Below are 14,053 nucleotides of genomic sequence, written 5' to 3' on the forward strand. Positions count from 1 at the left end.
GGTGTGAATGACGGGTATCCACACCGCAGCAGCTTTTTGCAGCCGGAAACAGGGCTATGCCTGGTATATCTGGGCACAAAACAGCCCTTGAAGCTGTATAACGGAGCAGAGCCCGTGCTTACCGCCTATTTCGGCAGCGTGGAGGTATTCCGCACCGGGACATCTTAAGACAATAGGAAAGGCAACAGCCTGGGAAGGAATCCTTCTCAGGCTGTTTCTGTCTGTGCTTTTTGGATCCGCCGCTGTTCCGCCTCCCGACGGCTGTAGATGCAGCCGCAGAAGTCCTGCCGGTACAGCTGATAGATGCCGGACAGCTGTATGGAGCGCTGATAGCCTCCACGCTTTTTGAAATCCGAGGGCAGAAACTGCACGCCGTATTTCTGCGCCAATGCGGCACCGCAGGCGTTGATGTAAGGGGCGTTCTTGTGGGGACTGATGGTCAGCGTGGTGGTGAACCAGTCACAGCCCTCCGCCCGGCACAGCTTTGCTGCCTCCTCCATTCGCTGGGCGATGCACCGTCTGCACCGCTCGCCCCCCTCCGGGGTATCCTCCACCCCACGGATTGCTTCCGCATACACCGCCGGGTCGTACTCCCCGGGAATCAGCGTCACCGGATGCTCCGCAGGCAGGGCAGCAATGAGCCGTTCCTGCTCCGCCAGCCGCCGGGCATATTCCGCCGGGGGATCGATGTTGGGATTGTAATAAAACAGCATGATCTGAAAATACCGGGACAGATACTCCAGCACATAGCTGCTGCATGGAGCACAGCAGCTATGCAGCAGCAGCCGGGGTGTGCCCTCCAGTCCCTGTAAAATCTGCTCCAGCTTCAGCTGGTAGTTGATCTTGGGTTCCATCGGCTATTCCGCCTTGGGAGGCTTGTTCTGCCGTCCCTGCCTTGGGGGATGCGGACGGTCGCTGCGCTGTCTGGGGGAGCGGCTGTCCCGGCGTGGCTTTGCCTCCTTCTGGGGTTTTTGCTCCTTGGGCGCACTGTTCTGGGCAGGCTGGGGCTTCTTCCGGGGCGGCCGCTGCTCCCGGCTGCCCTCGGTGGCATGCAGCACCTGCACCTCGTCCTTGCTGACCAGGGTGCCTACCTCTGCGCCCTCCGGCCGGACACGGAGCTTGCCGGTCAGGAGGAATCCCTCCTCCACCACTCCCTGGGTGCCATCCGGCAGCTGTACCATAGCCCCTGCCCTGGGGGTCACCTTCAGCAACTGCTCATAGGCATACTGCTCATGCTTCAGACAGCACATCAGCCTGCCGCAGGTGCCGGAGATCTTGGTGGGATTCAGGGACAGACCCTGTTCCTTCGCCATCTTGATGGAAACCGGCTGGAAATCTCCCAGATAGCCCTTGCAGCAGAATTCCCTGCCACAGATGCCCAGTCCCCCCAGGAGCTTTGCCTCGTCCCGGACGCCGATCTGCCGCAGCTCGATGCGGGTACGGAACACGCTTGCCAGATCCTTCACCAGTTCCCGGAAATCCACCCGGTTTTCCGCCGTAAAGTAAAACAGCAGCTTGCTGTTGTCGAAGGTGCATTCCACCTCCACCAGCTTCATATCCAGCTTCCGGAACCGGATCTTTTCCTCGCAGATCCGGAAGGCGTCCTCTTCCTTTTGCTTGTTCTTTGCCACCACTGCCAGATCCTCCGCCGTGGCAAGCCGGATGACCTCCTTGAGGGGAGCCGTGATCTGCTCCTCCGGGATTTCCTTGTTGGAAAGGGCAACCTCGCCGCATTCCACGCCCCGGGCGGTTTCCACGATGGCTGCATCCCCCACCTGTGCCTGAATGCCGTTGGCTGCAAAGTAATAGACCTTGCCCACGGTCTTGAAGCGTACTCCTATGATCTCTGCCATGTATTCATCCTCATTATATCATGCATTCTCCGTCATGATCCCGGCGCAAAGTGCGGTGACCGCCAAAGCCGGGCTGACATTTCCTTCTAAATCCTGTACCGTGCGCAGCAATGCGTCATGCAGACGCGCTCCCTGCGCCAGGGTGATCCGCTGGGCGAACTGTGCCGCCCCCTCCGGGTAGCAGCCGATGCAGGCATTTGCTCCCGTGCGCAGGCACAGAGCGTCCCGCAGCTGCCGATCCAGCAGCTCCAGTGCCGTCAACAGCCGGGGCTTGTCCGTGCTGCATGCGGTCAATGCTGCCAGCAGAGCGTATTCATCCCTGTTCATTATACTATCTGCCAGCTTTTTTGTCAATGCGACCGTCTCCTGCACTGCCGGATCCGACAGATATTCCAGGCATCTGCCGATATTCCCGTGAAACACCGCCACTGCCCGTGCCGCATCCTCTCCGCTGTATCCTGCATCCAGCAGCGCCTGGGTGCATTGGGGCTCTGTACAGGCACTGGTGCCGATGGCACTGACCCGGGACAGGATGGTTTCCAGAAACGCCTGCTTGGACTGGGCGGTAAACACAAAGTAGGTGAAATCCGGCGGCTCCTCCACCAGCTTCAGCAGCGCATTCTGTGCCTGGACGGTCATGTGATCCGCATCCGTAAACAGGTACAGCTTCCGCATGCCATTGTTGGGGGTCTTGTAGGCATCGGCGCACACCCGGCGGATGCTCTCCACGGAAAACCCTCCGGTCTTGCCGCTGTGGGGAACCTCCTGCACGTCCGGATGCTGCCGGTGCTCCACATTGTGGCAGGGCTTGCAGCTGCCGCAGGGCTTATGCGCCCCTTCNNNGCAGGGCTTATGCGCCCCTTCGCACAGCAGCCGTGCCGCCAGGTACCATGCCAGGGTCTTTTTCCCGGTACCCTGCTCTCCGTAAATGAGAAAGCTGTGGGGCAGTCTGCCGCTGGTACACATGGCTTCTATGGCAGCCAGTCCATGTGCATTGCCGTACAGTTTCATATCCGTCCCCCTTTCCTGGGCAAAACCGCATAGAGCGTATGCATGCCCCTATATATCCTGTTTCTATTTTACCACATCCACCGTCGGAATGCCATACCTGCGGAAAATATTTATGCACGCCCCGGAGATCCGCTCTCCGCTGACCGCAATGGGGATTGCCGGCGGACAGGGCACATGCACCCCGGCGCAGATCCTGTCCTCCGCCGCCTCCACGGGAACGGTTTCATAGTCCCCCAGTGCCGCTCGCCGCATGGAGCATACCTGCTCCGGTACCGGCAGGGAAAAAGACTCCGGCTGCCGGGGCTGTCCCCGAAGGGCGGCGATCCGCCGGAGGGCATCCTGCAAGCGCTGAAGCTCCTGCAATGTAGTGGGACAGCCGCAAAGCAAGACTGTAAAATCCCGGTCTGCATACTCACAGAAGATCCCTTCCCCCTCCAGTCTTTGTGCCAGTTCCGTTCCCTCCATACCGCTTTCGGCGGCGCAGATGGTCAGATGCAAAGGCTCCCCCGGATAGAACCGCCAGCAGTCCGAAAGCTCCTGCCGGAGCATGGTCAGTGCGGCTGTCACCCGGGCAAGGTCTGCTGCCCCATGCTCTGCCAGGTAGGCGTTGCACAGATCCAGGGACGCCAGCAGCAAATAAGAAGGGCTGGTGGAGCCGAACAGGGACATGGCTGCCTTTGCCCGGGCTGCATACCGGGGCTGACTGGTATGCAGATAGGCGCAGCCTGTCAGAGCAGGCAGCATTTTATGGGCGGAGTCGCAGCACAGATCCGCCCCCAGGGCAATGGGATGCCGGGAGGGGCTGAACAGTCCCAGATGGGCACCGTGGGCGTTGTCCACCAGCAGGGGTGCCTGATGGGCGTGGCACACAGCGGCAATGCCGGCAATGTCCGCACAATGCCCCAGATAATCCGGCGAGGTCACATACACACAGGCAGGCGTCGGGGAAGCATCCAGAGCGGCTGCAATCTGCGCCGGGGTGACAGTGCCGGACAGGATGCCGCCGGTGTAGGTGGGGTAGATCCACTCCACCTCCAGACCCAGCAGCACACTGGCGGTGAGGAATGCCCGGTGTACGTTCCGGACAGCCAGCACCCGGCGATGCTCCTGCTGCATCAGCGCCAGCATAGTCTGGATGCACAGGGTGGAGCCGGCAGTGCTGTACACCGTACCGGCAGTGTGATACCATGCGGCGGCGTTTGCCTCGCTTTCGGCTATGATCCCAGCGGCATCAAACAGGCTGTCCGCCCCGGGAATCTCCGTAATGTCCAGGGGGAAGGCAGCGTCCAGAGCGCTGCCCAGTCCCCTGCCCTTGTGGCCTGGCATATGCATCCGCAAAGGATCCTGCGCCGCATACCGGGTCAAAAACTCATAAATCGGTGTATGCATAGGTTACTCCTAAATCAGATATTTCAGCCGGTCACGCAGATTCCGCCGTGCCCGCTTGATGGTGCGGGAGACGGTGGAAACGTCCCGGTTCAGCTGTTGGGCGATCTGGGGCATGCGCATGCCCTCATAATAGTATAGCACAACCATCTCCTTTTGTCTTGGGGTCAGATCATTTTTTATCACATCCCGCAGCGCCCGCTTGAGCCGCTGCATCTGCGCCTGGTTGGTTTCTGCCTCCGATTCCCCGGACAGCTCCAGCAGACGCTTGATGTAATCCGGATGCGCCTCCGTGACCCGTTTAGCCATGCTGCCGCCCTCCTTTGCCCTGCATCTTGTCCCTATGATCCATGCCAGATTTTGCTCCTTTCCTATGGGCACCATCCAGTGGTGTTGCCCAGAATCGAACATATGTTCCTTTTGTAGTATACCATAGTTGTAAATATATGTCAATAGATTTTTGCGAATTTCGTCGAAAAATGTCATGGCATATGCAATTGTAAATAAATTGTGAACATTCGATGGCAGGCATTGATTTTTTCTCCCTGCATGCTATACTTAAATTAGCACTCGTAGTGATAGAGTGCTAATTCTCAGAATACAGGAGATGCAATCTATGAAAACCAAACAGTTTAAAGCAGAATCCAAGCGGCTGCTTGATATGATGATCCACTCGATCTATACCCACAAGGAGATCTTTCTCCGGGAGCTGATCTCCAACGCCAGCGATGCGATGGACAAGCTGTACTTCCGCTCCCTCACGGACGAAAAGGTGGGCATGAACCGGGAGGACTTTGCCATTGATCTGAAGATCGACAAGGACGCAAGAACCCTGACCATCACCGATAACGGCATCGGCATGACCCAGGAGGAACTGGAAAAGAACCTGGGTACCATCGCCAACAGCGGCTCCCTCAAGTTCAAGAACGAGAACAAGCTGGAGGATGACGTGGACATCATCGGTCAGTTCGGCGTGGGCTTCTACTCCGCCTTCATGGTGGCAAAGCGGGTCACTGTCCGCAGTAAGGCATACGGCTCCGACCAGGCTTACCAGTGGCAGNNGACCAGGCTTACCAGTGGCAGTCGGAGGGCGTGGACGGCTACACCATCGAGCCCTGTGACAAGGAAACCGTGGGCACTGAGATCCTCCTGGAGATCAAGGATGACACGGAGGATGAGAACTACAGCGAATTTCTGGAGCAGTACCGGATTCAGGGACTGGTCAAGAAGTATTCCGACTATATCCGCTACCCCATCCGGATGGATATGACCAAGAGCCGCCGGAAGGAAACCGAAAACGCCGACAAGGACGCTGCGCCGGAGTATGAGGAATACGTGGAAAACGAAACCCTCAACAGCATGGTGCCTTTGTGGCGCAAGAACAAGAGTGAGCTGACAGATGCGGACTACAACGCCTTCTACAAGGAGAAGTTCTTCGATTACAACGAACCCCTGCTCCACATCCACACCAAGTCCGAGGGCACTGCCACTTTCAACGCACTGCTGTACATCCCCTCCAAGGCGCCCTATGACTACTACACCAAGGAGTACGAAAAGGGCTTGCAGCTGTACAGCAGCGGGGTTATGATCATGGAGAAGTGCGCCGACCTGCTGCCGGATTACTTTAGCTTTGTCAAGGGTCTGGTGGACTCGGAGGATCTGTCCCTGAACATTTCCAGAGAGCTGCTGCAGCATGACCGACAGCTGAAGATCATTGCAAAGGCACTGGAAAAGTCCATCCGGAACGAGCTGACCAAGCTGCTGAAAAACGACCGGGCAGCTTATGAGAAATTCTTTGAGGCATTCGGCTTGCAGCTGAAATTCGGCGTATACAACGGCTACGGCATGAACAAGGACGCTTTGAAGGATCTGTTGCTGTTCTACTCCTCCTCCGAGAAGAAGCCCGTTACACTTGCGGAATATGTGAGCCGGATGAAGGAGGATCAGACCTGCATCTACTACGCAACCGGCGAGAATATTGCCCGGATCGATCACCTGCCCCAGACGGAGCTTGTAAAGGACAAGGGCTTTGAGATCCTGTATCTGACGGAGAACGTGGACGAGTTCGCCATCAAGATGCTGATGAACTACGAGGGCAAGGAATTCAAGTCCGTATCCGCCGGGGATCTGGATCTGGAAACAGAGGAGGAAAAGAAGGAGATCGAGGAAAAGTCCAAGGAGCATGCAGACCTGTTCAACGATATGCAGAAGGCACTGGAGGGGAAGGTCAAGAGCGTGCGCCTGTCCCAGCGGCTGAAATCCCACCCGGTATGCCTCACCAGTGAAGGGGCGCTGTCTCTGGAGATGGAAAAGGTGCTGAACGCAATGCCCACCGACCAGAAGGTACAGGCGGACAGGGTGCTGGAGATCAACCCGGAGCACCCCATTTTTGCAAAGCTGGTACAGCTGCAAAAGGAGAATCCGGACAAGCTCAAAGCCTACGCAAAGCTGCTGTATGACCAGGCACTGCTGATCGAAGGTATGTCCATTGAGGATCCGGTTGCATTCTCCAACCAGATCTGTGAACTGATGGCTTAAACACAAAAGAAGCCGTTCTGCATGCAACCATGCAGGGCGGCTTTTCTGTGGCATGAGAAAACAGGCTGTACGGAATTCCGTACAATGAGAAGATGTATGATCAGTGGAAAACGGAGAGGGGTAAACAAAAACAGCGAGGTTGCCCTTGCTGTTCGGAAATAGATATACAAATCATAATTTATACATTAAATACTTCTTTTTCGTATGATGCCCACCCACCATGTGTAATCATTACACAGATTACAGCAAGTGCTATATACAATACTATGGGGATAAGCAGGTATGCCTTGCCTTTTCCCAATGTTTTCCGGAATACATAGATATTTGAGGGCAATGCTAAAGCAAACCAAATCAGCAGTTCAATACAGCCAATCATAATAGAAACATCTTTCTCCGGGCCCAGATCATAGCTATAGCCTTTTGAATTTCCGGTTATATCAAGAAAGATCCAGCCAAAACATATTGGAAATGAAAATGCAATAAAACCCGTCCAAAGAAAATTCAGACAATAGATGATTTTACTTTTCATAGCTATCTCCTATATATACCGACTTGCCGGGCAGTCAAACTGCCCCTTGCTTACCCTATTATACCAAACTGCCGCTGAAAAGTCAATTATTTGGCTAAAAGCAGAAAGGGTAATCTATATGAACAATAGCCGGCTTGTGGAGGTCGCAAAGTCAACGGGTATCACACTTGCGACGCTCCGCAGCCTTGACTATGAAACGCAGCAGTCTATGCAACCAGACCGGAGCGTTCGATACCCTCTGTGAAGTACTTCTGCAAGAAAACGTACATAATCAGAATGGGGGTAATGGACAGCAGACAGCCAGCCTCCAGCCAGACGATCTTTTCCCGGACGCTGACCTGGACGGTGGCGTCATTGAACAGGAACAGATTCAGCTGGGTGTTCAGATTCTTGACCATCATGGCAATGGTCTCGTTGTTGGTAAAGAAAGAACTGCTCACATAGTAGTCGTTCCAGTACCATACCACGGAGAACAGGAACACGGTCAGGAAGGAGGAACGGGCGTTGGGCACCATGATCTGGGCAAAGGTCCGGAGAGGGCCGCAGCCGTCCAGGTATGCCGCATCCTCCAGCTCCTTGGGCAGACCCCGGAAGAACTGCCGGAAGATCAGAATCATCAGACCGGCACGGATGCCGTTAGCTGTCAGAGCGGGCAGATACATGGTCCAGGGGGTATCCGTCAGCGTCAGGGTATCCCCGGTGATGAGCTTGATGAGACCGAAAATGTCAAAGTACCGGAACTGCATATACTGGGGAATCAGAATAATCTGGGATGGCACCAGAATCATCATGATGACGATACCGAACAGAAGATTCTTGCCCTTGAATTTAAACCGGGCAAAGCCGTATCCGGTGAGGGAACAGGTCACCACCTGCACCAGGGAGCAGCCGATATTCAGCAGCAGGGTGTTGAGCAGAGTGGGGCCAAAGTTCATAACCTTCAGTACATCCTTGATGGGCTGAAGGGATAGGTGCCGGGGAATCCACATTACAGTGGGGTCGCTCATGTCGGCGGGATCCCGGAACGCGGAGCTGATCATGAAGATCAGCGGATAAAGAATGACAAAGCAAAGACCGAAAAGGATCAGAAACCGGAGAAAGGGCCACACCTTTTCTGCAAGACGCTTGCGGCGCAGGTAAGCCAGCTCCTCCTTGCTCATGCTCTGTTCCCGGATCTTCTGTGCTTCCTTCCGGGACATGCCGTTGCCGATCTGGTGTTCGGTTTTGATTGCTGCAGTTTGTTCCATCTGTGTTCACACCGCCTTTCTATTCCACTTCGTAGTAAATAAAGTGGTTGATTATCATGGTGACCAATCCGATCGCCGCCAGAACGATGGCGAAATACGTCCACGCCATGGCTGCCGCAAGACCGTACTGCCAGTCATTCTGTACCTCCAGCACACGGGTCATAACCGCATTGGTGGGAGAGGTAAAGGAGTCGATGATGGTGAAGATCAGATTGGCAAGGATCATAGGGCTGACGTAGGGCAGGATGATCTTCCAGAAGTATTCCCAGGAGGTTGCCCCCTCGATCTGTGCCGCCTCTCTTGCGGAGGGCGGAATGTTCTGCAGGGCTGCCAGGAAGATCAGAATCTGGATGCCGGAGCTCCATACAAGGCTGAACACATTGGTGGTCAGGGGCTCGATCTGGGTGGTCAGATCCTCGCTGATGCCGTAGATGCCCAGGAAGGTCAGCAGTTCCTTTACAAGATCCGTCTTGAACATGGTGGAAAACTGGGATGCATCGCTGTTGCCGTTGGTTTTCAGGTCGCCGTTGATGATATTGTACACCGGGCCGGTGGCAATGATGACCGGCAGGAAGAACACGGCTCTTGCAAAGGTTCTTCCCCGGAACTTCTGGTTGAGGATCACGGCGATGAACAGGGAGAATACGATGATGAGGGGCGCAGTCTCGAAGGTTTCCTTCAGCACCTGCACCAGCAGCTCCCGGTAGTTGGGGTCGCTCATAAAGGCGTATTTGTAGTTGCTGATGCCCGCCCAGGTGGAAACCGGGCCGCCGGTTTCCGGGGTAACGTTCTGGAACGAATAGATCAGAGAGGTAATCAGCGGAATGAGGAACCACTTGATGGTACCCACGATCCAGATGGCAATAAAGCCGTAGCCGTACAGGCTCTTGCGGCGTTCGTATGGGATCTTCATCAGGACAGGAGCCCCCCTTCCTCCACATAGTCGGACAGTGCATAGCTGGTGCCGTTGCAGGTGATCTGTCCGGTTTTCAGGTTCACGGTGGTCACCGTGCCGTTTGCGTAGGTGGTGGTGATCACATCATCCTGCTGGATATAATCCACGATGGTCTGGTCGCTGACTGCCCCAGTCACAGTGCTTGCCAGCTTGTATTCCTGTGCAGCCGTATCCAGCCAGTTTGCGTAATGGGCGTAGTAGTAAATGTCAAAGTCCGTATCCTTCAGCTCGCTGGTCTCCTCGTGCAGCAGATCAAAGTGCAGGTTGCTGCCGGTGGCAATGGCCTGGAGCAGCAGCCGCTCGGAATCCGCAGAGCCGTTGATTGCCGTGGTGGCGTAGGGCAGCACACCATGCATCACAAGCTGATACAGGGGCAGATCCTCATCGATCACGTCAAAGCCGCTGGAGGACAGGGGCACGTTGGTCACATGATCCACATAGGGCAGCGCATAGGCGTTTGCCGTATCCGCCAGCACGGAGCCAACACCCTTCTGCATGCCGGACAGGCTGTCGGTCATGATGTTCTTCATGTCGTCCCGGGAGATGGCTTTCTTGCCGTAATCTCCATACAGCAGGGAGGTCATTTCCCCGATGCTCACGCCGGTGATGCCTGCCTTGGAGTAGTTGTCGGTCAGATCGCTGTAAATCTCGCTGAAATTGGAGGGGGACAACAGGGAGATGGTGTCCTTGAAGCTGTCCGGGGTGCCGAATGCCCGCTCGTAGCTGACGATTCTGGAATAGGAACCGGACACCCGGATGGCGGTATCGGTAAAGGCGAAGAAGCCCTGACCGGAGTAGAATTTCTTGTTGTTGACGGTGGGATAGTAGGCAATGCCGTTGTCGGACAGATACTTGGTCAGATCCTGGAAATCGCTTTTGCCCCCCAGTACGCCGGCAGCCTTTGCCTTATAGTCCACCTTGCCGGCGATGCCTGCATTTGTCCAGTTGTTCAGGGCAACCACCATATCGTCCACGCCCCGATCCTTCAGACTGCTGATGATCTCCCGGGTCTGGTCGAAATCCGTCATGGCGGTTTTCAGCGTCACCGGAATGCCCAGAATGTTGGTGGATTTCTCCACGCCCCCGTAGATGTCCACATACAGATCGGAGGCATTGGGCTGCACCTTGGGGGTGACGCCGCCATCCGTGGTCAGATAGTTCCGGTATGCCGCAGCCACGTCCACATAATCCGTGGTACCGGCTGTGTCCGCCACCGGGTAATACCGAACGGCGATTTCCTTGGTCTTGATGCTGCCGCTTTCAAACACGGTCAGAGGCGTGGTATCGCCGCCCATATAGAACGTATCCGTAGAGCGAAGGATAAACTGGAAGTTGCAAAGGTTGTAGCTGCTCTTGGACTGACCGGACACCGCCGCATTGATCTGGGCGTTGCTGTCACCCTTGTCCGCCACCACCATCAGGGCGTTGTCGTCCCGGACGATGCCGTACATGGGCAGATACACCTGTTCGGTAACAGCGCCCTTGGTGGTGGGCACTGCGGTAATGTCCTTGCCGTATACACGCTGTGCGTACACGGAGGCATTGGTCTTGCCGTTGTTGAAGTTGATCCGGGCGCCGCTGCCATCCGGCACTACAAAGTAGCCTTCCGCCTCGCTGTCCCCTGCCCCGAAGGCGGTCAGCAGCTTGATGGAGGTCAGCAGCTTTTCGGAGGTATTCTTTTCGGTGATCTTTTCCGTATTGATCCGGACGCTCAGGTAATCCTCCTTGAGGGTGTATTCCACCGGGATCTGGATCCCTGCCTTCCGGAAGTTGTAGGTGACCTTTACCCCATCGGTGATGCTGCTGTAGGAAAAGGCACAGCGGCTGGGATCCCCGGAACGCACATAGGAGGTACTACGGCTCTTGGGATCACCGTACTCAATGGTCAGCGCAGAGGCAAGCTCCTTGCGCAGGGTGGGCGTCGCATTGGGATCTCCGCCGGCATTGAAGGGGGAAGACCACCAGATATAGCCGGTCTCCTTGTTTTTCAGCGCAAAGATGTCCTCAACGGGAGCATCCTCTGTGGCGTTTTCATAATCCCACACATAAAAGATCAGCTTGTCATTTTCGGCAGCAACAATCATGCTGTCCAGAACCTGCTGCTCGGTGCGGGCAACAAAGTCATCGCTTACGGTGCTTTCGCCGGTTTCCTCCTTGTCGGATGCGGCAGGTTTATCCCCGGCAGCGTCCTTGTCGCCTTCGGAATTGACAACGATCGAGCCGGCGGAAGCCATCATGGACATGGCAAGGAAGCAAGCGAGCATCCGTTTCCATTTCGTCTGCATTCAATCACGCTCCCTTTCTCAGACCTTGACACGGTATGCGATTTCCGTGTAGATGGAGTAAACGAATACGTAAACCTGCTGGAACAGAGAGAGCAGGAGTACAAGCAGGAACAGGATCGCCAGCATGGCAGCCAGCGTCAGCAGGATTGCACCCACTGTTTTCAGAAAGCTGTACTGATGCACGGTTTTGATCGCCATGAACAGCAGCACCCCGGACCAGAGCATGCCAATGACGTACACGGCAGTGATGAATACGGACTCGTCCCGGATGAGCAGGTGGGACAGGATCACGCAGATGAACTGCTGTGCTACATAAGGAATCAGGGCATAGGCGCTGTAGATGCAGATGTTTTTCATGGAGCCTTCTCCGTCCAGCCAGGTACTGATCGCCCAGTTGCCCACGACCCACACGGCGAAGAAGCCTATGCTCTGCACCAGGTAGGGGATGATGTTGAAGGTCTTGTCGTAGGAAACCACAAACTGGAATCCATATAGCCGGGCGCTTGCCAGCATGGACAGGAACGACAGGAACACGATCAGGAAGGCGATCTTCAAAGAGCCGCCCTTTTTCCATCGCAGATCCTCATAGCCCTCGAAGGGGTGGAACACCACATGGGAGACCCACTGCTTCTGCGTCAGATCCATCATTGTGCATCACCCTCCTTTCCGGCTGTGTTTTGCGTGCGCTTCTTTTTGCGCCATTTGTGGAAGCCGTAGCCGCCCCCGATGAGTACCAGCGCACCGATGATGAGAATATTGAAGTACTCCTTCAGAAATTCGGAACGATAGCCCTCAAAGGCCTCGTTGTACCGGTAGGGGGAATCCGCCAGCTTGGCGTATTTCATAGATTCCGCATAGTCGCCCTTTTTCAGCATTGCGCTGGCGATGCCGATATACGCCCGGCGATAGTTGCCGTCCCGCTTAAGAACCTCCTGCCAGGGGCCAAGCGCCTCTTCGTAGTATCCCGCATTGTACAGATTCGTCGCTTCATGGACGATGCTGCCGAACACGGTTTCCTTGAAAATCGTCACCGTGTTCTTGCCGGCATCCAGCACATAAATGTTGGTGTCCAGAGTCTCCAGGGCGCTGACCTGTTTAAAGCCGCCCACCTGGTCGCCGGTGGTGCCCAGAATAAACAGCAGGTTGCATTCCTCATCGTACTGGAACACTCTGCCGGTGGTCAGATCCAGGCAGTTGATCATGCCGTCGTCGGAAATGTCAATGTCCACGATCCGGGTGGCATAGGTGGTGCCGCTGTACCAGAGGCTGCTGCCATCGCCCCAGATCACATCATAATCCGCAAACAGATTGTACCCTGCCGGATTGACCTTCTTGACCCGGTCCGTATCCTGGGTGGAGGATTCAGTGGAGGTGAAGATAAAGCCCTCGGCGTCCAGGTCGAAATTGGAGAAGCCGGAAGGCACGGACGCCTTCATCTTATCCCGCATTTCTTCGGTTGCAATGGCGCTCCAGAAATACCGGGCAGCAACCTCTGCGGTCTGCTCCACACGGTTTGCACCGTAAAAGCCGGTAAACTCCCCCTTGGGGTTGAACACGCAGGCACCGCTTGTGGTATTGTTCAGCACCACGTACACGTTGCACGCCTTGTCCACCAGCACCTTCTGGGGCAGAAAGGTCAGATCCTGGTCATAGACCTCGGATTCCGGCTTGGTGATCTCCAGTTTCACATTGCCCTTGGTATCACTGATGAGGATCCGGGAATTGTCCGTATCCGCAATGTACACTAGCTGATTTTCCGGGGAAACATACACGCCGGTTGGATTTTTCAGAGTGGTCTTGCTGCCGTCCGGCATGGTGAAATCCTCCAGCACATTCAGCACCTTGCTCCATTCCGTATTGACCACCACGATCCGGTTGTTGCCCTTGTCGCAGACATAGAACTGGTTCTGATCGTCCCGGAAAATGTCCGAGGGATTTGTAAAATGAGAGATCCCAAGATCCTCACCGGAAACGGAACGATCCGCAATATAGCCCGCCTGGGAGGGGATCGCCTCGCCCCAGCGGTCGTAGTTGTACACGTCGTAGGGTTCGTCTGCGGAGGCTCCGAGAGGCAGAACCCCAGCCAGCAGAACGCCTGCCAGCGCCGCTGTGCAGAATTTACGCAGTCGTTTGTTCACTATACTCATCCTCCCCGCTTAGTCCTTGATACCGGAATGTGCCATTGTTTCAATGACATTCTTCTGTGCCAGCATGAAGAACACCACCGGCGGGATCAGCATGAATACCGC

General features: G+C 55.6%; 12 protein-coding genes and 1 pseudogene (1 of these 13 cut by a window edge). 1 reads left to right on the forward strand and 12 read right to left on the reverse strand.

Annotated features, from left to right (window positions below):
- Positions 1 to 206 precede the first annotated feature (206 nt).
- The 5 genes from QVO51_RS07345 to QVO51_RS07365 form a co-directional block, all read right to left on the reverse strand.
- Entirely contained in the window at positions 207 to 854 is a 648-nt protein-coding gene (locus QVO51_RS07345) for an epoxyqueuosine reductase QueH (RefSeq protein WP_022357859.1), read from the reverse strand.
- Positions 855 to 857: 3 nt separating this feature from the next.
- Entirely contained in the window at positions 858 to 1,853 is a 996-nt protein-coding gene (locus tag QVO51_RS07350) for a PSP1 domain-containing protein (RefSeq protein WP_022357860.1), read from the reverse strand.
- An 18-nt stretch (positions 1,854 to 1,871) separates the two neighbouring features.
- Positions 1,872 to 2,864: a DNA polymerase III subunit gene (locus QVO51_RS07355; protein WP_022357861.1), complete on the reverse strand. Its 993-nt coding sequence runs from the start codon at positions 2,862 to 2,864 to the stop codon at positions 1,872 to 1,874.
- 63 nt (positions 2,865 to 2,927) lie between these two features.
- The gene (locus tag QVO51_RS07360) at positions 2,928 to 4,253 is read right to left on the reverse strand and encodes an aminotransferase class I/II-fold pyridoxal phosphate-dependent enzyme (RefSeq protein WP_022357862.1); all 1,326 of its coding nucleotides are present in this window, start codon (positions 4,251 to 4,253) and stop codon (positions 2,928 to 2,930) included.
- A gap of 9 nt (positions 4,254 to 4,262) precedes the next feature.
- Positions 4,263 to 4,736 (reverse strand): sigma-70 family RNA polymerase sigma factor, encoded by a 474-nt coding sequence (locus tag QVO51_RS07365; RefSeq protein WP_369677905.1) that lies wholly within the window; start codon positions 4,734 to 4,736, stop codon positions 4,263 to 4,265.
- Positions 4,737 to 4,866: 130 nt separating this feature from the next.
- Here QVO51_RS07365 and htpG point away from each other — a divergent pair.
- A pseudogene (htpG, locus tag QVO51_RS07370) lies at positions 4,867 to 6,788 on the forward strand (molecular chaperone HtpG).
- A 178-nt stretch (positions 6,789 to 6,966) separates the two neighbouring features.
- Here the strand turns inward: htpG and QVO51_RS07375 are convergent.
- From QVO51_RS07375 to QVO51_RS10910, 7 genes are all read right to left on the reverse strand, one after another.
- Complete coding sequence (locus QVO51_RS07375; RefSeq protein WP_015559188.1) at positions 6,967 to 7,317, reverse strand: hypothetical protein; 351 nt, start codon at positions 7,315 to 7,317, stop codon at positions 6,967 to 6,969.
- A 206-nt stretch (positions 7,318 to 7,523) separates the two neighbouring features.
- Entirely contained in the window at positions 7,524 to 8,564 is a 1,041-nt protein-coding gene (locus QVO51_RS07380) for a carbohydrate ABC transporter permease (protein WP_015559189.1), read from the reverse strand.
- Between the two features lie 19 nt (positions 8,565 to 8,583).
- On the reverse strand, positions 8,584 to 9,477 hold the full coding sequence (locus QVO51_RS07385; protein ID WP_022357865.1) for a carbohydrate ABC transporter permease: 894 nt from the start codon (positions 9,475 to 9,477) through the stop codon (positions 8,584 to 8,586).
- Positions 9,477 to 11,804: a DUF5696 domain-containing protein gene (locus QVO51_RS07390; RefSeq protein WP_022357866.1), complete on the reverse strand. Its 2,328-nt coding sequence runs from the start codon at positions 11,802 to 11,804 to the stop codon at positions 9,477 to 9,479. The genes QVO51_RS07385 and QVO51_RS07390 overlap by 1 nt, the downstream gene beginning before the upstream one ends.
- Positions 11,805 to 11,822: 18 nt before the next feature.
- The gene (locus QVO51_RS07395) at positions 11,823 to 12,452 is read right to left on the reverse strand and encodes a Yip1 family protein (protein ID WP_022357867.1); all 630 of its coding nucleotides are present in this window, start codon (positions 12,450 to 12,452) and stop codon (positions 11,823 to 11,825) included.
- A complete protein-coding gene (locus QVO51_RS07400; protein WP_022357868.1) occupies positions 12,449 to 13,942 on the reverse strand; it encodes a hypothetical protein in 1,494 nt (497 codons plus the stop codon). Before QVO51_RS07400 ends, QVO51_RS07395 begins: the two co-directional genes overlap by 4 nt.
- A 49-nt stretch (positions 13,943 to 13,991) precedes the next feature.
- Positions 13,992 to 14,053, reverse strand: the end of a protein-coding gene (locus QVO51_RS10910; RefSeq protein ID WP_022357869.1) for a carbohydrate ABC transporter permease. It continues 808 nt past the right edge of the window; only the last 62 of its 870 coding nucleotides appear in the window; its start codon lies beyond the right edge, outside the window — the gene reads right to left on this strand; it ends in the stop codon at positions 13,992 to 13,994.

The sequence above is a fragment of the Ruminococcus sp. CAG:379 genome, from assembly GCF_000434255.1.
Taxonomy (GTDB): Bacteria; Bacillota; Clostridia; order Oscillospirales; family Ruminococcaceae; genus Ruminococcus_F; species Ruminococcus_F champanellensis.